Raw genomic sequence first — 22,360 nt, forward strand, 5'->3', positions numbered from 1 at the left:
CACCCCTTTTATTCCTATTTAGCATCATACCAGGTGTTGCCAAAAGAATAGTCCACTTTTAATGGAACCGCTAATTCAATTGCATTTTCCATTTCTTCCGGAACAATTTTCTTTAATATATCCAACTCTTCAGGTGGCGCCTCAAAAATCAATTCATCGTGCACCTGAAGCAGCATTCTAGTCTGTAAATTTTCTTTCTTTAATCTGGCATTCATTCGAATCATCGCCAATTTGATAATATCTGCAGCACTGCCCTGAATTGGTGTATTCATAGCTGTTCTTTCTGCAAAACCACGAACATTGAAGTTCCGATTATTAATTTCAGGTATATATCTTCGGCGCTGCAATAAAGTACTTACATATCCATTTTCCTTCGCCTCTTCTACAATATCCTTCATGTATTGCTGAACACCAGGGAAGCTCTCTAAATAGCGATCAATAAAGATTCCAGCTTCTTTTCTGGTAATTCCAAGACTTTGCGATAGTCCATAATCACTGATACCATACACAATTCCAAAGTTCACCGCTTTAGCCTGTCTTCTCATATTTGATGTCACCTGATCAGCATCCACATGAAATACATCCATAGCCGTTCTTGTGTGGATGTCCATATCTGAGTTAAAGGCATCTATCAGGTTTTCATCTCCCGCTATATGGGCCAGAACACGCAGTTCAATTTGAGAATAATCAGCCGCAAAAATGACCCAGCCTTCTTCAGATGGAACGAAAGCCTGTCTGATTTTTTTGCCTTCTTCAAGTCTGATCGGAATATTTTGCAGGTTAGGGTCTGTTGAACTAAGTCGTCCAGTTTGAGTTAATGCCTGATTGAACCTCGTATGAACCTTCTGATCATCATGTATAACTTTTAAAAGTCCCTCAATATAGGTTGATTGCAATTTCCCCAGCTGTCTATAATGAAGAATTTCCCGGACAATACTATGCTTGCTCTCTAATTTTTCAAGTATATCTGCTGATGTGGAATAGCCTGTCTTCGTCTTTTTAATAATAGGTAAATTTAATTTTTCAAACAGGATAACTCCAAGCTGCTTCGGTGAATTAATATTAAAGGATTCACCGGCCATTTCATAAATTTTAGCTTCGATGTCCTTTAATCTGCCTGCAAGTTCAGCTCCCATTTCTTTCAAACGGTTCTCATCGACCTTCACACCCGTAATTTCCATTTCAGCCAGGATAAGAGCAAGCGGCAGTTCTAGATCCTGCAGCAATCCTATTTGATTGAATTCCTCCAGCTGTCTTTCCAGGCTTTCCTTAATCAGTGTTAACGATAAAGCTTTCCGGGCAATATGCTCACCCAATTCAGCAACCGGCGGAATTGAACGTTTCGCTCCTTTTCCATAAAAACTCTCATCTGTTTGAATATGTCCGGCATTATGTTTTTTAGCAAGATCCGCCATATCAACATCCGGTTCAGCTGGATTTAAAACATAGGATGCCAGATAAACATCAAATTCAATTCCTTTTAAAGCAATCCCATCATGGCTTAATGCCACAATACTTTGTTTGGCATCATACACTGTTTTTTTATATTCAGGATTCTCTGCCCACTCTTTGAAAAGAGGGGATCCTGCAGCCTTGTCCTTATCGATAAAGAATGTTCCATTTTCATTTGAAATAGCTATGCCAATTACTTTTGCAGTATGATAATTCGGATCAAGCAGTTCTAGATAGAGTGAGGACTCTGCTGTCAGCATATCTTCCGTCACTTCTTCCACTGCCTTATAGTCAATCTCTTCAAGGACGGCCATCTCTTCTTTTGCAGCTGGTTCCATTTTTTCAATTAAGGTTGCAAATCCAAGCTCCCTATAGATAGACAGCAGCTTTTCCTGGTCTGCACCCGCATAATCAATTGATTCAAGCTCTACCTCAATTGGAGCATTTGTTTCAATTGTTGCCAACTGCTTACTTAAAATAGCTTGGTCCTTGAATTCTTCCACTTTTTCTTTTAGTTTTTTTCCGCTGATTTCATCAGGGGAAGCCACTACCTTCTCAACTGTTCCAAATTGATTCAACAATTTTAAGGCAGTTTTCTCACCTACACCCGGGATTCCAGGAATATTATCTGAAGCATCCCCCATTAATCCTTTTAAATCAATTATTTGATTCGGCGTTAAGTTATACTTTTCACGAATATGCTCCGGTGTATAATCCTCCATATCCGTAATCCCTTTACGGGTAATACGTACAGTCGTTTTATCCGTAGCAAGCTGGGTTAAATCTTTATCGCCGGAGATAATTTGTACTTCATAATCCCCTTTTTCAGCTTCAAGAGCAAGTGTTCCGATAATATCGTCGGCTTCATAATTCGTTAACTCATAGCGAGAGATTCCGTATGCATCCAGTAATTCTCGAATAAAAGGAAATTGCTCTGATAATTCAGGTGGCGTCTTTTGACGTCCGCCTTTGTATTCTTTATATGTACTGTGTCTGAACGTTGTTTTCCCGGCATCAAAAGCAACTAATATATGAGTAGGATTTTCCTCTGAAATGATTTTGTTGAGCATCATCGCAAAACCATAGATGGCATTTGTGTGTACACCCTTCTCGTTATTCAGTAATGGCAATGCAAAAAACGCCCGATAGGCAATGCTGTTTCCATCGATTAAAATCAATTTTTTCTTCATGGTTACCTCCAGTATCCATATATATATTTTCATTAACATATAGCATAATTTAAATACGGCCACCGAATCATTCATCATAACAGGTGTGCCTTATAAATGCTTTTATCAGGATTTGAGACATTTTACTGATTCAGGCCTGATAAAAACCGTCACTTCACTTATCCACTCTATTTTATCATGACTAGAGTTTGAAAGAAAAATGACGGTTCAGTTCTATTTATTCAATTACACCGGTTTGGATTTGTCATAGGACTCTTTTAAGCTGGAAGTCATCAGGCCTATGTATGCTTGGCCTGGTATTTAGGAAGTATGATTGTAAAAGTGGTTCCTACATTCTTTTGGCTTTCTACCGTTATTTCTCCCTCATGTGCCTCCATAATATGCTTAGCTATTGCAAGTCCCAATCCCGTTCCTCCTGATTCCCGGCTACGGTCTTTATCCACTCGATAAAATCTTTCAAATATACGAGGAAACTCCTTTTCCTCTATGCCAATTCCGGTATCCTCGATAGCAATATAAATTTTATCAGATTCTTCTTTTGCAGTTATTTGTACTTTCCCATATGACGGGGTATAGGAAATCGCGTTACTAACAAGATTAAGGCATACTTGTTTAAGCCTGAATGTATCTGCTTCACACATAATAGGCTTTTTAAAATCCTGGATCTCGAACTGAATATGTTTCTTCGATGCTTTTTTCTCAAGCATGGCATACGTATCGGATAAAACAGGAACAATATCAATTTCCTGTATATCGAGCCGGAAGCCTTGTTGCTCCACTTTTGAAAGCTCCAGTAATTCCTTTATTAAAGCCTGCAGCCTGTCGCTTTCCTTTAAAATAATAGATAAGAAGTGCTCTAATGCCTGCGGATCATGCATGGCTCCATCAAGGAGCGTTTCCGAAAATCCCTTAATAGATGTAACCGGTGTATTCAGTTCATGAGACACATTGGCAACAAATTGTTTCCTTACTGACTCTAATTTCTTTAGCTCAGTGATATCATGGAAAACAAGTAGAATACCCTTCCATTCTCCCTTAGGTCCCATAATTGGTGCACCGTATACCTCAAAATTCTTCCGCTCAATTCCAATCGTCAATACGATTTGTTTCTTTAATTTTTGTTCAGCCATAAAGATTTCTTCAATAATCGCATTAATTTCTTCATGTTTGATCACTTTATAATAGAGTTCAGATAAATATTCTTCTTCCTCTACCTTGAAAAGATCAATATAGGCATGGTTAATCATACTGATAAACCCTTTATCATCGATTAATAACAGGGCGCTACCCATATTTTCAATCAGTGTACTCAATCTGTCTTTTTGGATTTCATGAGCAATTTTCATTTCCTGCAAATTTCGGGCAACAGTATTAATAGAATGATTAAGAATTCCATTTTCATTATTTCTACCGACATAAGAACGGGCCCGATAGTTACCTCTCGTTAATTCCAGAGCAGCTTTTGTAGCACTTTCTATAGGAATCGCAAACTTCTTGATTAACTGAAATACAAACAGGACGATCATCACACAGGCGAATCCCAAACAGCCCAAGAGTATAAACCATACTTTTGTATATAGAGAGGAATCTTCATTTGAAACCAATATGAAATGGCCTGTTTCCCCAGTATCCAACGAATAATCGTCCATATAGTAATAGGATGGCCCTGTTCTGATATCGGATTTCTTTCCTATTTGCTTGTCCGTTCTTATATCTCCCATATATTCTGTAAGGGATGCTGAATCATCCCAGTTTTTCCAGCCCGAAGGCTTGTCTGTTTTATACAGGATACGCCCTTCCTTATTCATGATTAGAAAGGATGAGCGCAAATGATTGTTCAACTTATTAGACTTCATCTCTAAATCATTGCCGTTATCAGCATCACCCAGGTATAGAGTTACCAATTGCCCTTCTTCCTTAAGGTGATTCATTACAGACTTATCATAATAATAAAGAAGTAATTTCCCAATTAACAAACCAAAGCATAGAAGTATAATAATAGTGATGGCTGCTATCTCTGCAGTTATTTTAAGCTTGAACTTTTTCATTGCCTTGGTTCCTCAAGTTTATATCCCAACCCGCGTACGGTTTTAATATAATCAGGCTTTTTCGTATCTTGTTCAATTTTTTCACGCAAGTGACTAATATGGACATCGACAATTCGAGTATCTCCGGCAAAATCATAGTTCCATATCACATTAAGGAGCTGATCTCTTGTCAGAACTCTGGATTTATTCCTCGCAAGATACTCTAACAGCTCAAATTCCTTCGGAGTTAGCTCAAGTAACTCCTCTCTCATATATGCTTCATATCTGTCCGGATATATTTGTAACTCTCCAATTCTCAAATTGCTTGTTTCTTGTTTTTCTAAAGAAGTATCCTGCCCGGAATTTCCCATCCCAGCTCTCCTAAGGAGAGCCTTCACTCTGGCCACAACTTCTCTCGGGCTAAATGGCTTTGTCATATAATCATCTGCTCCCAATTCTAGCCCAAGCACTTTATCAAATTCCTCATCCTTTGCTGTTAACATAAGAATTGGAGTCATAATTTTATTTTGTCTCAAGATTTTACATACCTCAATGCCATCCAGTTTAGGCAGCATCAAATCTAGAATAATGATATCTGGTGACTCAGCTATAGCCATTCTTTTACCTGTCTCACCATCCATTGCTTTAATAACCTGATAGCCGGCTTGTTCCAGATTATAGGTTAGTAAGGTAATAATTGATTGTTCGTCTTCCACTACAAGGACTTTTTTACTCATTGGCCCCTCCTGCTATTTTTTCACTATACTAACCATTATATATGAACATACGCTTTTGGGTAGTCTAGGATACGTCACTAACCGATTGCATTATTTGGGATACCCCCATATAGTCTCTCCTGGAAAATGCAAAAAAAAATCGGAAAGTAATACTCTCCGATTTATATAATAAGACTATTAAGCAAGTACAGACATAACGTTTCGAACTGCTTCAGCAGATTGATCCAATGCTGCTTTTTCTTCATCAAGTAATTCAAGCTCAATTACTTTCTCTATGCCATTTGCCCCCAAAATAGTTGGAACACCTAAGTATATTCCGCTATATCCATATTCACCTTCCAAATAGGCTATTGCAGGAATCACTCTCCGCTGATCCTTTAATACAGCTTCTGCCATTTCTACAAGTGAAGCAGCAGGGGCATAATATGCACTTCCATTACCAAGAAGACTAACAATTTCTCCGCCGCCTTTTCTCGTCCGTTCGACTATTTGCTCTAGACGTTCCTTTGGCAGAAGAGCTTCTAAAGGAATGCCGCCAGCATATGAATATCGAACAAGTGGTACCATATCATCGCCGTGTCCACCCAACACAAAACCTGTTATATCCTTAACTGACAAATTTAATTCCTGAGCGATAAATGTACGGAATCTAGCCGTATCCAATACACCCGATTGACCGATCACACGATTTTTGGGGAATCCGGTTTCCTTAAATACCGTATAGGTCATTGCATCAACTGGATTAGTAAGAACAATAATATAACTGTCAGGAGAATATTTTACAATCTCTTTAGCTACTGAGCGCATAATGTTTTGGTTCGTTTGAACTAGATCATCCCGGCTCATCCCTGGCTTACGCGCAATTCCTGCAGTAATAATAACCAGATCAGAATCCTTTGTATCCTCGTAATTTGATGTTCCAGTAATGGATGCATCAAATCCCATTACAGGGCCTGCTTCTGCCATATCTAAAGCTTTGCCCTTTGTGGGATTTTCCAATTGCGGAATATCAACCAACACTACATCCCCAAGTTCTTTTTGAGCTAAAAGAAACGCGGTCGTTGCTCCTGTAAAACCACTGCCAATGACAGATATTTTTTTTCGGTTAAATACCATTCGAATTTACCCCCAGTTTTTAAAAGGGGTAACCTTTTTCGAGATTACCCCTTTCGTGAATTATTAATCCATATTTTTTATGAGCTCATCAGCAAATTCAGAACATTTCACTTCACTCGCTCCATCCATTAAACGGGCGAAGTCATATGTAACCACTTTTGTTTCTATCGTTTTTTCCATTGATTGTGTAATCAAATTAGCAGCTTCAGTCCAGCCCAGATGCTCAAGCATCAATACACCTGATAGGATTACTGATGAAGGATTCACCTTATCAAGACCAGCATATTTAGGTGCTGTTCCGTGTGTTGCTTCAAAAATTGCATGGCCTGTAACATAGTTGATATTGGCACCAGGCGCAATACCTATTCCACCAACCTGTGCTGCAAGAGCGTCAGAGATATAATCTCCATTTAGATTCATGGTTGCAACTACATCAAATTCTCTTGGTCTTGTTAAGATTTGCTGCAGGAAGATATCTGCAATGGAATCTTTAACAATAATTTTACCAGCTGCCTCTGCATCTGCCTGTGCTTTGTTTGCAGCCTCTGTACCTTCTGCTTCTTTAATGCGGTCATACTGTGCCCAAGTGAATACTTGATCACCGAATTCTTCTTCAGCAACTTCATAACCCCAGTTTTTGAAGGCTCCCTCTGTAAACTTCATGATATTTCCTTTATGAACAAGCGTGAGGGATTTACGTCCTTCTTTAATTATATAATTAAGTGCAGCTCTGACAAGACGTTTTGTGCCTTCTTCAGAAATCGGCTTGATTCCAAGTCCGGAAGTCTCAGGGAAACGGATTTTGGAAACACCCATTTCTTCACGCAGGAAGGTTAATAATTTTTTAACGTCATCAGATCCTTTTGCATATTCAATTCCTGCATAAATGTCTTCTGTATTTTCACGGAAGATAACCATATCCGTGTCCTGTGGTCTTTTAACCGGTGATGGAACTCCATTAAAATAACGAACCGGGCGCAAGCAAGTATATAAATCAAGTTCTTGGCGCAAAGCTACATTTAAAGAACGAATACCTCCGCCAACCGGTGTTGTAAGCGGTCCTTTAATCGCGATTAAATATTCTTTAATAACGTCAAGCGTTTCTTTAGGAAGCCATTCTCCTGTTTGATTAAATGCTTTCTCACCAGCAAGTACTTCTTTCCAAACTATTTCTTTTTCCCCATTGTATGCTTTGTTTACTGCCGCTTCCAACACTCTTGATGCAGCTGCCCAAATATCAGGACCTGTTCCATCCCCTTCAATAAATGGTATAATCGCCTGGTTTGGCACTTGCAGTACTCCATCGACAACTGTGATTTTTTCTCCCATACTCATTCAAATCCCCTCCAACATCAATATACAAGGTTAGTGAAACAGTCCGTTTCAGCTAACCTTTTCTCTAAATCTATAAATTTAAGTATAACTATCCAGAAGTTAATTAACAAATCATCCTACTATTAATTTTCAGATAATTTGACCTCTTATTAACGATTATTAACTGGTATATATTTTTGCATTCCTGGTCCCACATATTCAGCACGCGGGCGAATCAATCGGTTGTTTTCATATTGCTCCAGAATATGGGCAATCCATCCTGACATACGGCTAACCGCAAAGATAGGTGTAAATAAATCATGATCAATCCCCAGACTGTGGTATACAGAAGCAGAATAAAAATCTACATTTGGAGGAAGCGGTTTTTTTGAAGTAACTAGCTCTTCAATTTTGGAAGATATTTCATACCACTTCGGTTCACCCGTTAAGTTCGTGAGTCTTTGGGACATTTCACGAAGATGCTTTGCACGTGGATCTCCTTTTCTGTAGACACGATGTCCAAAGCCCATTATCTTTTCTTTATTTGCTAATTTATTACTTATATAGCTATCAACATTTTCAACAGAGCCTATTTCAGATAGCATTTTCATAACTGCTTCATTAGCCCCGCCATGCAATGGTCCCTTTAAGGCACCAATTGCTGCTGTGACACCCGAATAAATATCCGACAATGTAGCTACACATACACGCGCAGTAAATGTAGATGCATTTAATTCATGGTCCGCATGTAAAACTAATGCTTTGTTAAATGCCTCAATTTCAATCTGTTCAGGTTCTTTGCCATTCAGCATATAAAGAAAATTCTGTGCATAGCCAAAATCTTTACGTGGCGCAATAGGTTCTTCGCCTTTACGAATGCGTGAAAAAGCCGTCACAATGGATAGGATTTTAGCTTGCAAACGTATTGCTTTTCTGAAATTTGCTTCTTCATCCATAATATCGGCTTCCTCATCATATAACCCCAATAAAGATACAGCTGTTCTTAATGCTCCCATTGGATGAATCGTATCAATCGGATACATTTTGAAATGTTCAATCATTTCATTAGGAAGTCCTGCATTTGCAGCAAGTTGATTCTTCAAATCTTCCAATTCTAGCTTGTTGGGTAATCTGCGATGCCATAACAAATAAATAACCTCTTCGAAACTTGCGTTTTCAGCCAAATCATCGATATCATAACCGACATATGTCAATGTGTCATCGATAATAGAACTGATTGAAGATGATGTAGCCACTACTCCTTCAAGACCCTTTGTAACAGACATGGTTTTTCTCTCCTTTGCTAGAAATCTCCCCTATGTTCCTGATTTTGGTTGACGAATTGGGTTACCGCTTCACTGTAATGTATGTATTGCCTATATGCTTTCATCACATTTATATCTCTTACTTGTAAGTAAGCGTTATCATAAGAGCGTAAATTTCACCCAGCATCTCCCTCGTTGAACGATTGCTCAGAATAACAATAGATTTCACAAGAAATTTTTTACAAATCTGTGAAATCTATGCCCTGTTTTCAATTATAAACAATTATTTAAAATTTGTGAAACAAAAACACCTTATAAAAATCCAAAAGTATTTTATCTTAATAATTATCTGAAAAAATCAATAAGCTGCATGGCAAGATATGCAATCCCAGCTCCGATTAATGGACCTACTGCTACCCCATTAAAAAGACCGACAGCTAGGATCGTTCCAAAAACGAGTGCCACCGTAATATGAGGATCACTTACCAAAAGCTGCACACCATTCTTCGCAATTAATGCAACGGCTATTCCAGATAACATAGCAATCCAGGCATACGGCGATTTCATTGCTTCCGTCAGTTGCTTAAACCCTATATGGCCTGTGGCAATCGGCACTAATACAGCAATGGTAATAATCGTAACACCCCAATTAATCCCCTTAGACTGAATATAACTGAACATTTTTCCATCTAAACCGACAATTTTAAATACAAGCAAAAAAAGAACTGCAAATGTAAGGGAACTGTTTTTCGCAAATATCCCTATCGCCAAAAGAATAACTAAAAATATGTATGGACCATACATGATGTTTCATCCTTCCTGTTGAAAATGTATATCAAGTATAAAAAGACTGATAATTTCAAAAAATACCACTTGTGGTTAATATATGAACTTTCTTTTAATGATCTTAAAGAATATAATTAAATTCAGAAAGCCAAATAAAGGAGGCTTATATGAACCTTGAACACCTTTATAGAGTTTTACGCTTCTTAGTCGTTATTATCGGGATTTATCTATCCGTTTATTTACTGCTTATCATAGCTAAATATACATACCCATTTATCATAGGTTTTTCGTTTGCCTACTTGCTTAAACCTTTTGTTACGTTCTTAACGAATAAACTTAAAATACCAAAAAGTTTATCTGTTATTCTCTCTATGCTTGTTACGGTTGCGCTTATTGCTGGTTTGATTACCTTTCTTGTAGCTGAAATGGTTGCCGGGATAACCTATCTGTCAGAAGCATTGCCTGAACATTTAAATACGATGGTAGTATATACACAAAATTACATTACAAATCACTTCATCCCATTCTACGAGAAAATCATATCCTTCTTTAATACTCTTGATACAGGGCAACAGGATACCATTTTGTCAAATATAGAACAGCTAGGGAAAGAAGCTGGTAATACCATTGTGTCGATTCTACAATCGTTTTTAGCTTTTTTGCCTGTTGTTATTGGCTGGCTTCCAAGTGTAGGAACAGGGGCTATCTTTACTTTACTGGCCACATTTTTTATTGCGAAGGAATGGGATAGATTTATTAATTACAGTAAAAAAATGCTACCGAATAAAACCATGTACAATCTTAAGAACGTCATGAAAGAGTTGGAGAAAGCATTATTCGGTTTTATAAGAGCACAGCTGACGTTAATATCAATAACAGCCTTAATTGTTCTGGTTGGTTTATTAATTCTGCGGGTTGATTATGCCATTACAATCGCCCTTATAATTGGATTTGTTGATTTATTGCCCTATCTGGGTACAGGTTTAGTTTTCGTTCCATGGATTATATACGAGTTGATTATCGGCAACTTCGGATTTGCACTTGGTCTTGGTATTTTATATACGGTAGTGATTGTTCAAAGGCAATTCATGGAACCGAAAATCCTTTCCTCAAGCATCGGTCTGGATCCATTGGCTACTTTAGTTGCTATCTTTGTCGGATTTAAGCTAATTGGGTTTTTAGGTTTTATTTTAGGTCCCATTATCTTAGTGATATTGAGTACATTATATAAATTGCATATCCTTCATGATTTAAAAGATTATATTATGGGAATTCAGCCCCCTCCTCCTAAATAAAAGGAGGAGGCTGCATCCAACGATTTTTCCATCGTCAGAAGCAGCCCCTCATTTATCGAATAATCGTAATCGTTTTGCGTGATTTACTCATATACTTTGTAAGCAGTGCATAGAGGATTGGCTTAAAGGCTTTCCTTGTAAATGGCATTAGCAGCAGGAACCCCACTATATCACTGATAAAACCAGGCAGTAATAACAGGAAGCCTCCAATTAGAATACAGATCCCGCTGTATACTTCTTCACCGGGCATAAATCCTTTACTCATCTGGTCCTTTGCGCGCTGGATGACCTGCAAGCCTTGTTTCTTGGCCAAGAATACTCCGATGATCCCAGTAAAAAAGATGAGGAAAACCGTCCAGCCAATACCCAAATAAGAACCCGACACCAACAAAACAATAATTTCAATAATTGGTATCAGAATGAAAAATATGGTTGAGAGCTTCATTAGGAACCTCCTTATTGCAAAGTGTCTGGCATTTTCCTTTAGTTTAGCATAATTGATAGAAGTGGATAGAAAAAAGAGCTGTTTAAATTAGCAAACAGCTAAGCAAACAGCTCCATCATGTTTATTACAGAATTCCTGTATTACCTTCGTAAATACGGCCGCTTCGGCTATCTACAGTAATAACCTGGTTGTCCTGTAACACTGTTGTAGCATTTTCAAATCCAACAATAACCGGAATACCCTGGCTTAAACCAACTACTGCAGCATGGCTTGTTAAACCGCCTTCTACAGTTACCAATGCTGCGCATTTTTCAATCGCTGGCATCATATCTTTGTCCGTTGCATTTGTAACTAAAATACAACCTTCTTTTGCTTTAGCAATCGCTTCTTCAGCGTTGTTAGCAATAACTACACGGCCTGAAGCAGACTTTCTTCCAATTCCTTGAGCACTTGCTAAAACAGAACCAATCAAGTGGATTTTCATAATATTAGTTGTGCCTGATTCATTCACTGGTACACCCGCTGTGATAATAACCAATTCACCAGGTTTTACTAAGTTTTTCTCAGTTGCTGCTTGAACTGCATTTTCAAGCATATCATCTGTAGTAGTAGTACTAGTTCCTAGAATTGGATATACACCAGATACCAACGCTAATCTTCTCATCACTCTTTCATCAGATGTGATTGCGATGATAGGTGTTTTAGGACGGTAACGGGAAATTACACGTGCTGTTGATCCACTTTGTGTCGGTGTAATAATAGCTGAAACATTTAAGTTTAATGCTGTATGTGCTACAGATTGCCCAATTGCATCAGTTACATTATAATCATGATCTTTACTGCGGGCAGAAAGAATTGCTTTATAATTTAAAGCTGTTTCTGCTTTACTAGCAATGTTGTGCATAGTTTGAACAGCTTCAACTGGATATTGGCCAGCTGCTGTTTCACCTGAAAGCATGATTGCATCTGTTCCATCAAAAATTGCATTCGCTACGTCACTTGCTTCCGCACGAGTTGGACGAGGATTACGTTGCATTGAATCTAACATTTGCGTTGCTGTAATAACCGGTTTACCCACTGTATTGCAGCGTTTAATTAAATCTTTTTGAACAAGAGGTACATCTTCGGCAGGAATTTCAACGCCAAGGTCCCCACGCGCAACCATTAAACCATCAGAAACCGCTAAGATCTCTTCAATATTTTCTACACCTTCGTGGTTTTCGATTTTCGGGATGATTTGGATATGACCTGCATTATGATTTTCAAGCAATTCTCTGATTTCAAGAACGTCCGCTCCTCTTCTTACAAAGGAAGCTGCAATGAAATCAACATCTTCTTGAATACCGAATACGATATCTTCCGCATCTTTTTGTGTAATTCCTGGTAATTTGACAGAAACTCCTGGTACGTTAACACCTTTTTTATTCTTAATCATTCCTGTGTTAAGAACTTTTGTATAGATTTCTTTTTTATCTTTATCTAAACCAGTTACTTCAAGACCAATTAAACCATCATCAACAAGGATTCTGGATCCTTCATGAACATCATCAATTAAGCCTTCATAAGTGATTGAGAATTTCTCCGGAGTACCAAGTACTTCAGTCATAGAAATGGTAACATCTTGACCTGCTACTAATTCGAACCCACCATTTTCCATGTTGTGAGTGCGAATTTCCGGTCCTTTTGTATCAAGTAAAATCCCAACTGTTTTACCAGTTTCTTCTGCAGCCTGGCGAATAGTTTGAATTCTTGCACGGTGCTCTTCATGGCTACCATGAGAAAAGTTTAGACGGGCAACATTCATTCCTGCTTCCATTAATGCTTTTAACTTTTCTAATGATTCACTGGCTGGTCCAATTGTACATACGATTTTTGTTTTACGCACGTTGTATCCTCCTATTTACTATTTCTTAATTAAATTGAAAGCTCCTGAGATAATTCATACATTTTTTTGTCAACCACATGAGGTATCTTTAATGCCTCAATAATGTCATAATCAACCAATTTATTGTTAACGATCCCTACTGCGCGGCCGCCTTTTCCATCAAGGAGCAATTCAACTGCATTAGCAGCCAATCGACTGGCTAATACGCGATCTGTCGCTGTTGGTGATCCACCGCGCTGAACATGTCCTAGAACTGTCACACGCGTTTCGAAGCCAGTGCGTTTCTGGATATCTTCACCGATTTCCATACCACTGCCAACACCTTCAGCAACAATAATAATACTATGTTTCTTTCCTCTATCATGCCCACGCTTCAGCTTATTAATGATATCATTCATATCATAGTTTTCTTCGGGGATAAGAATAGATTCCGCTCCGCCTGCAAGTCCTGCCCATAGTGCAAGATCTCCGGCATTTCTTCCCATTACCTCAATAACGTATGTTCTTTCGTGTGAAGTAGCTGTATCTCTGATTTTATCAATAGAATCAATAACGGTATTCAAGGCAGTATCGAATCCAATTGTGAATTCGGTTCCTGGAATATCATTATCAATCGTGCCCGGTACACCTATACATGGAAATCCATGTTCTGTTAAAGCTTTGGCTCCACGATAAGAACCATCTCCACCTATAACAACAAGTCCTTCAATTCCAAATTTCTTCAATTGTTCTATACCTTGCAATTGAACATCTCTTTCCTTGAATTCCGGACAACGAGCCGTATACAGCATCGTTCCGCCTCTATGTATAATATCTCCTACAGATCCGATCTCAAGCTTTTTTATGTTCCCATTTAAAAGACCTTGGTATCCGTTGTAAATCCCATAAACCTCAATATTATGGTAAATCGCTTTTCTTACAACGGCACGTACTGCGGCATTCATGCCTGGTGAATCTCCCCCACTTGTTAATACACCTATTCTTTTCATGATATCACCCCAAGTTTAGTATTATCTTCATTGAGTACACATCTGTTTATAGCATCTGTATATAGACAGACAGAAACACAATCACGAAATATAGTTGTTTCCGTTTATTCATAATCGCATCCTTATTCTATGATAACAAAATCCTTTCGTAAAGCCCTTTGTACCAAGGAATTTTATATGAAAACGCTATCACATTGAGAGATTCTCATTATTATCAAGGGATTAAAAAAAATTGTACATCGTGTGTATTTTTCCCTATTGAACAAAAAAGAAACGTACATTTTCATGTACGTTTAATGATTCTTTACAAATTGAGTCGAAAATCCGTACTTGCCAATATTTTTATATTTTTCATATCTTTTATTGACTAGCTCTTCCTCACTCATATTTTTTAATGTATCAAGCGAATTTTTTAATATTTTATCAATCTCTTCAGCCTGATCTTTAACCGAGCGATGAGCACCGCCAAGTACTTCAGGAATAATTTGATCTATAATGCCTAACTCTTTTAAATCTGGTGCCGTAATTTTCATGGATTCCGCTGCCTTCTTTGCCATGGATGCATCTTTCCAGAGGATGGATGCAGCTCCTTCAGGAGAAATAACTGAGTAAGTTGAATTTTCAAGCATATGAATATGGTCTCCCACACCAAGTGCTAAAGCTCCGCCACTTCCTCCTTCTCCAATTACTATACAAACGATTGGCACCTTTAAACCGGCCATTTCGAATAAATTTCTAGCAATAGCTTCACTTTGACCTCTTTCTTCTGCCGCTTTACCAGGATAGGCTCCCTTTGTATCAATAAAACAAATAATTGGCCTCCTGAATTTTTCCGCTTGCTTCATGAGTCGTAAAGCTTTTCTATATCCTTCTGGATGAGGCATGCCAAAATTCCGTCGTATATTATCCTTTGTATCCTTACCTCGCTGATGACCAATAACAGTCACCGGCATCCCATGATACTTAGCTATGCCGCCCACTATTGCTTCATCATCACCAAAAAGTCGATCCCCATGACATTCAAAGAACGATGTAAATAAGTGTTCTATGTAATCGCAGGTTGTAGGGCGTAATGAGTGCCGGGCTATTTCAACTCGATCCCAAGGCTTAATATCTAGATACAGCTCTTTTTCCAATTGGCCCAAGCGTTCCTCCAGCTTATTAATTTCCTCTGTAAACTCTCCATCAGAGTGTGAAGTCATTTTCTTTAATTCATCTATTTTTTTTTGTAAATCCTGTATTGGTTTTTCAAATGACAATTCACCCGGCATTATTTACTCCCCCCTGATGTATGAATATCGATAATTGCAGCCAGTGTATCTTTCATTTTATTTCTCGGCACTACTGCATCCAGTTGACCATGTTTTAGAAGGAATTCAGCAGTTTGAAAATCTTCCGGTAACTTTTCATGGATTGTTTGCTCGATTATTCGACGGCCGGCAAATCCAATTAAAGCTTTAGGTTCTGCAAGGTTATAATCTCCGAGAGAAGCAAAACTCGCTGATACCCCACCGGTAGTTGGATGAGTCATAACCGATATAATCAAACCGCTATGCTCACTGAAACGTTTTAAGGCTGCACTTGTTTTTGCCATTTGCATGAGACTTATAACTCCCTCTTGCATTCTGGCTCCTCCGGATGCGGTAAATATAATAAAAGGTACCTTTAATTCATCAGCTTTTTCAATGGCCCGGGTTATCTTTTCACCAACTACAGAGCCCATACTGCCCATACGAAATGTAGAGTCCATTACAGCAATCACAGTGGTATGACCACTAATTCGACCTATTCCTGTTACTACAGCTTCATTTTGTTTTGTCTTATTTCGATCTCTATCGAGCTTTTCTGTATAATCGGGAAAGTTCAGTGGATTTTCCGATATCATCCCCCGATCGTACTCCTCAAAAGACCCTTTATCCATTAAATTGCTTAAACGTTCAACTGCACTCATCGGGTGGTGATAACCACATTTAGGACAAACTTTATCATTTTTTAATATTTCTTTAGAGTATTTAATAGTTTTACAAGACGGACATTTCATCATAATTCCTTCAGGCACATCTTGATTTGCTTTATCAGAAGGAATGGTTGCATACTTTTTCTTTTTTGTACGAGAAAACATGTCTTTCAACAAAACTCTCGATCCCCTTTCGTAATACAGTACATCAATGGTTCATAAATAAACCTTACTGATTTTCTCATCAGCCAGTGATTACTGAAACCACCTTGTCCATTATACCTGCCATCCCATCAGATATATACAGACTATGGTAATAGGACAAACTACTTGCACATTATTGAAGTCCTATCTTATCTACATACAAGAAACACATCTTTGAAAAATCATATCCTTACCGACCAATAGGACAAATCATATGCATCTTCATTAACCCTTATGTCTTAGTAAATCTATAAACCTTAATTGCAAGCAATGGAAAGTTTATAAAATTGGCCTTATATAGTTTACAAAACGTACCTATATAAGGCCAATATACTACAGATATCTATTATTCACTTTTCGCAGTAGCTCTGATTTTTGTATCATATATTTCAAGTGCTTGATCTTTTTCCCCGTTTTCCATTAAAGCAGCTAAAATAATATATTGCTTTCGGTCTTGAATGGAGAATTCATAGCCAGATGCTTTACAGTAACTGTTTACCGTTTTCCAAATTCTTTCCATCAATCGATTGTCAGTCAAACTGGCTAATTGAGAGAAGTAAGCCTCGTCCGTAAATGAGTTGGTTCTAGCCCAATTATATAGATCTTTAATAGTCTCAGGATTTTTACGGTTGTATTCGGACATTATACGTATACAATCTTTTTCTAACAACAATTTCACTTCAATCAAATCTTCTTTTGTTTTACCTTCTAAAATGAAAAATGAGCCAAGTAATTCAACAAGCTTATGCTCTTGAAAATCATGAATGAATGTTCCTTCTCCTCTTCTTGTTTCAATCAATCCCAAAAGCTCCAACGCTCTTAAAGCTTCTCTGACTGAGGAACGGCCAACATTTAAGCGGTCAGACAGCTCCCGTTCAGAGGGGATTTTATCACCTGGAACAAGATGATCCTCTTCAATCATTCTTTGCAGCTTGCGAACTATTTCTAAATATACTTTTGGCTGTCCTTCAGTTTGTAATTCCATCTGTCATCACTCACTTTTTCCAATGGATGATAGTAATTCTGTCTTCTTTCTGATTTCTTCCGGATCAACTTTTAATCTTGCAACCCCTGTTTCCATCGCCGCTTTTGCTACTGCAGCAGCTACTGCCGGAGCAACTCGCGGGTCAAAAGGAGCAGGGATTACATAATCCGTTTGCAGCTCTTCATCTGTAATTAGATTTGCAATCGCCTCAACGGCTGCAACTTTCATTTTCTCATTAATATGAGTTGCTCTTACATCCAGAGCCCCTCGAAAAATTCCCGGAAAGGCTAAAACATTGTTTACCTGGTTGGGGAAATCGGATCTACCAGTTCCTACGACTGCCGCACCTGCTTCTTTAGCCAATTCCGGCATAATTTCGGGAACTGGATTGGCCATCGCAAAAATGACTGGATCTGAGGCCATTGATTTAATCATTTCAGGAGTTAGCGCGCCTGCAACCGAAACACCGATAAAAACATCTGCATCTTTAATGACGTCCTCAAGACTGCCTTCCAAATGATCACGATTTGTATATTTAGCCACCTCTGCTTTTACAGCATTCATACCATATGGGCGTTCTTCATAAATCGCACCCTTGCTATCACACATAATTAAATCGCGTACACCAAAGTGATATAGTAGCTTAATAATGGCAATACCGGCAGCACCAGCGCCATTTGCAACCACTTTAATCTCAGACATTTTCTTATTGGAAAGCTTCAAGGCATTAACAAGACCTGCAACCGTTACAATTGCTGTACCGTGCTGATCGTCATGGAAAACAGGGATATTCGTTTCTTTTTTCAATCTTTCTTCAATGACAAAACAATTTGGAGCCGCAATATCTTCTAAATTAATTCCGCCAAAAGTTGGTTCAAGTAATTTTACTGTCTCCACAATTTTATCTACGTCGTTCGTATTTAGACAGATTGGAAAAGCATCGACTCCTGCAAACCCCTTAAATAATAATGCTTTTCCTTCCATCACAGGGAGGGCAGCTTCCGGACCAATATTGCCGAGTCCAAGCACTGCTGTACCATCTGATACTACGGCTACCATATTGCCCTTGAAAGTATATTCATATACTGTTTCCGGTTTATCATGTATAGCTTTACACGGTTCAGCTACACCTGGAGAATATGCCAGGCTTAAATCGTGTGCATTCCGCAGAGGTACCTTGGCCACTGTTTCCAATTTCCCCTTATTTAAACGGTGCATATGCAACGCTTCTTCTCTTAAAGTCAATTACCCACACCCCACTTTTTATCATACGATACATTTTATCCCACTTCTGGTATGACCAAAATTATACTGTAAATATATCACAATATTCTGTCTTGTACATAGTTAATCTTCTTTAATCAGGACATTTCCTTCTCCTATAATTCTTTCTAAATCCTTCAGTAGGGCGGGAGTAGGGTTCACCCAGTTTTCCTTGGATAATTGAATAGTTTTTGTATCTTTTTCGTAATATATATACACCTTTGTGTTCCCACGATATTGAATCAAAACATTACGAATAGCTGTTAAGGTTTTATTGGTTTGAACATTTGGAGCAACCTTAATATAGACGGATTTAAAAAGTTCCTTTATTTTCGGTATATCATTCTCTAAATCATAAAGATTTTGTGTGATAAATTGTTTCTTCCCATTGCGCTCCTCCAGCTTTCCTTCTATTAAAACTAAATTTCCTTCTTTTAAAATGGATGAATATTGCTTGTACACATTTGGAAAAGTAACCCCTTCCATATCACCCGTTTCATCACTTAGAAGCAGAAAAGCCATATTTTCGCCTTTCTTTGTACGGATCAGTTTAACAGATTGAATATAAGCACCAACAAATCCTGTTGAATTCAGTGGAAAATTGGACAGAGGAAGTGCTCCTGCATGTTTTAATAAAGGTCTTGAACCGCTGATTGGGTGGTCGGATAAATATAAGCCGAGAACTTCTTTTTCTTTTTGTAACTTTTTGTCCGTTGGCATCGGGTCGACTACTACATATTTCGGTTTAATGAACATATCATCAGCATCAAAAAAACCAACTTCTCCTGAATCAGGACGAACCAATTCAGCATGCTCCAGTGCCACATCTATGCTTGCCAAAATACTTGCACGATCCATTTTAAACTCGTCAAATGCACCCGCGTAACATAAATTTTCCAATACTTTTCTATTTATGATACGGGAAGGAATACGTATACAAACATCAAATAGATCTTCAAATGGGCCATTCTTACGAGCTGCAACCAGTTCTTTTAAGACGGAAGCTCCAATGCCCTTCACAGCTGCCAGACTGTAACGCACCCCTTTATCTCCTTCAAGAATAAACGGGAAATGACTTTTATTGATTGATGGCGGATAGACTATATAATCTTTTGACTTTAATTCCTGAACGTATTGAGCTATTTTATCATCGTTGCCAATTACAGATGTCATCAACCCTGCCATAAAGCTGCGCAAATAATTTGCCTTTAAATAGGCTAACTGATATGCAATTAGGCTGTAAGCGACTGCATGACTCCTATTAAACCCATAATTTGCGAACCGGACGATTAAGTCATATACTTCATTTGCCGTATGCTGTTCGTGCCCTCTAGCCATAGCCCCTTTTACAAAATGAGCTCTTTGTTCATCGAGAACGTCTTTTTTCTTCTTACTTACAGCTCTTCTCAGCAAATCAGCTTCTCCTAAGCTGAAACCGGCCATTGTCGAAGCAATCTGGATAATTTGTTCCTGATACACAATGATCCCGTAGGTAGGCTTCAGAATTGTTTCCAATTCAGTAATAGGAAAAGTAATAGGTTCAATTCCATGTTTACGATTTATGAATGTCGGGATATTATCCATAGGGCCCGGCCTATACAGGGCATTGACCGCTACCAAATCCTCAAAAACAGTGGGTTTTAGCTTTTTAAGGACATTTTGCATGCCAGCTGATTCAAACTGAAAAATCCCCGAGGTTAGTCCCTTACTTAATAACTCAAATGTGGCCGTGTCATCCAATGGAATCTGACTTAACTGAATCTTCTTACCCGATGAACGATTTACCTGTCTCACAATCTGATCAAGCAAAGTTAAATTTCGGAGTCCGAGAAAATCCATTTTCAAAAGACCAATTTCTTCTAAAATTTCCATCGGGAACTGGGTCAAATAAACACCCTCATGCCCTTCCTGAATCGGAATTAAATCGGTCAGCGGTTGATCGGTAATAATTACCCCTGCGGCATGTATGGATGTATGTCTTGGAAGCCCTTCCCACTTCTTGGCGATTTCAAAAATCCGCTTATGAAGTGCAGATTCTGCAATCCATGTACGGAAACGGCTGGATTCAGATTGCGCCAATTGTATGGTCAGTCCGTTAATAGGAGGAAGCGAACGAGATAGCTGGTCCAACTCCTTCGTGTTCAATCCACAAACTCTGCCCGCATCCCGCAAAGCGGCCTTTGCTCCAAATGTACCAAAGGTTATAATTTGTGCCACATGAATGGGTCCATATTTCTTTGCTACGTACCGTATCATTTCTTCTCTGCGATTGTCTGGAAAGTCGATATCTATATCAGGCATCGTAATCCTTTCCGGATTCAGAAACCTTTCAAACAATAGATTGTATTCAATAGGATCGACATTGGTAATTCCAAGCACATAAGCAACCATCGAACCTGCAGCAGATCCACGTCCAGGACCTGTTAATATCCCTTGTTTATTAGCATGATTCATAAAGTCCCAGACAATCAGGAAATAGTCACTGAACCCCATATCAGCAATTACAGTTAATTCATATTCCAATCGTTCAAAGTGCTTTTTATCGGGAGTTGGATAACGCTTGGCAAATCCTTTTTTGCAAATCTCTATCAAATATTGATGTGCGGACAAATCATTGGGAACGGGATACTTTGGAAGTAATTTTTGATTAAACTCTAAGTTTACACAGCATTCTTTGGCTATTTGAATCGTATTTTCAAGAGCAGCCACATCGGATGAGTACCACTCCATCATTTCAGAACGGCTCGCAAAATGCTTCCTTTCATTCTCAGACAACTCGATTTTATCCAATTCTTCTATCTTTATATTATCTTTTAAACAAGTCAATGCTTGATAAGCCAGTGAATCTTCTGGCTTCAAATAACAAATATGGTGAGCTGCAACAAGCTGGGTGTTCGTTTTGTCAGCCAGTTGTTTGATCTTCGCCCTCTCCATTCCTTCCGTAGACGGTTTAGGCAATGAAAGATAAAAAGATTGATTACCAAACAAGGTTTTATATTTCAAGAGGACTTTTTCTGCAGCTTGCTCATTGTGGAAAAGTGTACTTTCAATTTCACCTTCTATTCCCGGTGTAATGGCAATGAGGCCTCTTGCATATCCTTTCAACCATCTGAATGGCAAACCATCAGGAGACTTCGTTTGAATTGCACTCGATATCTTCATTAGGTTATGATATCCTTCATTATTTTTAGCCAGCAAAATAAGAGGATAACTTTTATGCTCTTCATCATCAAATATATCTGCAGTCAAACCTATGATTGGCTTGATTCCCTGTTCCATGCATTCCTTGTAAAAAGACACAGCCCCATACATAACATTTCGATCTGTTAATGCGATACTGCTGAAACCATTATTCTTTGCCGAGGTAACGATATCCCTGATTGATAACGTACTCTCCAGAAGACTATACGCGCTATATACATGAAGATGGATTAATGACATTCTTTCGTC

At 38.4% G+C, this 22,360-nt stretch carries 16 protein-coding genes; 1 reads left to right on the plus strand and 15 read right to left on the minus strand.

From position 1 onward, the window contains the following. Window positions 1–14: 14 nt before the first annotated feature. The 7 genes from polA to AC4G3O_RS15730 all read right to left on the minus strand — a co-directional run bounded on the left by polA (window position 15) and on the right by AC4G3O_RS15730 (window position 9,905). Entirely contained in the window at window positions 15–2,642 is a 2,628-nt protein-coding gene (gene polA / locus AC4G3O_RS15700) for a DNA polymerase I (RefSeq protein ID WP_139892804.1), read from the minus strand. Window positions 2,643–2,920: 278 nt separating this feature from the next. Next, complete coding sequence (pnpS, locus tag AC4G3O_RS15705; RefSeq protein ID WP_066108890.1) at window positions 2,921–4,690, minus strand: two-component system histidine kinase PnpS; 1,770 nt, start codon at window positions 4,688–4,690, stop codon at window positions 2,921–2,923. Beyond that, a complete protein-coding gene (locus tag AC4G3O_RS15710; protein WP_066108894.1) occupies window positions 4,687–5,406 on the minus strand; it encodes a response regulator transcription factor in 720 nt (239 codons plus the stop codon). The genes pnpS and AC4G3O_RS15710 overlap by 4 nt, the downstream gene beginning before the upstream one ends. A 177-nt stretch (window positions 5,407–5,583) precedes the next feature. Further along, complete coding sequence (gene mdh / locus AC4G3O_RS15715; RefSeq protein WP_066108897.1) at window positions 5,584–6,522, minus strand: malate dehydrogenase; 939 nt, start codon at window positions 6,520–6,522, stop codon at window positions 5,584–5,586. A 63-nt stretch (window positions 6,523–6,585) separates the two neighbouring features. Then, entirely contained in the window at window positions 6,586–7,857 is a 1,272-nt protein-coding gene (gene icd / locus AC4G3O_RS15720; RefSeq protein ID WP_066108900.1) for an NADP-dependent isocitrate dehydrogenase, read from the minus strand. A 149-nt stretch (window positions 7,858–8,006) separates the two neighbouring features. Continuing rightward, on the minus strand, window positions 8,007–9,122 hold the full coding sequence (gene citZ / locus AC4G3O_RS15725) for a citrate synthase (RefSeq protein WP_066108903.1): 1,116 nt from the start codon (window positions 9,120–9,122) through the stop codon (window positions 8,007–8,009). Window positions 9,123–9,446: 324 nt separating this feature from the next. Beyond that, on the minus strand, window positions 9,447–9,905 hold the full coding sequence (locus tag AC4G3O_RS15730; protein ID WP_066108905.1) for a DUF441 domain-containing protein: 459 nt from the start codon (window positions 9,903–9,905) through the stop codon (window positions 9,447–9,449). Window positions 9,906–10,054: 149 nt separating this feature from the next. On the opposite strand from AC4G3O_RS15730, the gene ytvI reads away from it, so the two are divergent. After that, window positions 10,055–11,182 carry a sporulation integral membrane protein YtvI gene (gene ytvI, locus AC4G3O_RS15735; protein WP_066108908.1) on the plus strand — a complete coding sequence of 376 codons (1,128 nt, stop codon included), beginning with the start codon at window positions 10,055–10,057 and terminating at the stop codon, window positions 11,180–11,182. Window positions 11,183–11,234: 52 nt separating this feature from the next. On the opposite strand, the gene AC4G3O_RS15740 is transcribed toward ytvI, so the two are convergent. The 8 genes from AC4G3O_RS15740 to dnaE all read right to left on the minus strand — a co-directional run bounded on the left by AC4G3O_RS15740 (window position 11,235) and on the right by dnaE (window position 22,351). Then, a complete protein-coding gene (locus AC4G3O_RS15740) occupies window positions 11,235–11,627 on the minus strand; it encodes an FxsA family protein (RefSeq protein ID WP_139892802.1) in 393 nt (130 codons plus the stop codon). 124 nt (window positions 11,628–11,751) lie between these two features. Continuing rightward, complete coding sequence (pyk, locus tag AC4G3O_RS15745; protein ID WP_066108914.1) at window positions 11,752–13,512, minus strand: pyruvate kinase; 1,761 nt, start codon at window positions 13,510–13,512, stop codon at window positions 11,752–11,754. Window positions 13,513–13,541: 29 nt separating this feature from the next. Then, on the minus strand, window positions 13,542–14,501 hold the full coding sequence (gene pfkA, locus AC4G3O_RS15750) for a 6-phosphofructokinase (RefSeq protein ID WP_066108917.1): 960 nt from the start codon (window positions 14,499–14,501) through the stop codon (window positions 13,542–13,544). Window positions 14,502–14,794: 293 nt separating this feature from the next. Then, window positions 14,795–15,772, minus strand: a complete 978-nt coding sequence (gene accA / locus AC4G3O_RS15755; protein WP_066108919.1) for an acetyl-CoA carboxylase carboxyl transferase subunit alpha — start codon at window positions 15,770–15,772, stop codon at window positions 14,795–14,797. Further along, window positions 15,772–16,635: an acetyl-CoA carboxylase, carboxyltransferase subunit beta gene (gene accD / locus AC4G3O_RS15760; protein ID WP_066108920.1), complete on the minus strand. Its 864-nt coding sequence runs from the start codon at window positions 16,633–16,635 to the stop codon at window positions 15,772–15,774. The genes accA and accD overlap by 1 nt, the downstream gene beginning before the upstream one ends. A 373-nt stretch (window positions 16,636–17,008) precedes the next feature. Further along, window positions 17,009–17,647, minus strand: a complete 639-nt coding sequence (locus tag AC4G3O_RS15765; RefSeq protein ID WP_066108923.1) for a FadR/GntR family transcriptional regulator — start codon at window positions 17,645–17,647, stop codon at window positions 17,009–17,011. A 6-nt stretch (window positions 17,648–17,653) separates the two neighbouring features. Then, entirely contained in the window at window positions 17,654–18,892 is a 1,239-nt protein-coding gene (gene ystJ, locus AC4G3O_RS15770) for an NADP-dependent malic enzyme (protein WP_066108928.1), read from the minus strand. A 102-nt stretch (window positions 18,893–18,994) separates the two neighbouring features. Beyond that, window positions 18,995–22,351 carry a DNA polymerase III subunit alpha gene (dnaE, locus tag AC4G3O_RS15775; RefSeq protein ID WP_491136437.1) on the minus strand — a complete coding sequence of 1,119 codons (3,357 nt, stop codon included), beginning with the start codon at window positions 22,349–22,351 and terminating at the stop codon, window positions 18,995–18,997. Window positions 22,352–22,360: the final 9 nt, after the last annotated feature.

It is taken from the genome of Bacillus sp. z14 (2026), from assembly GCF_058313575.1.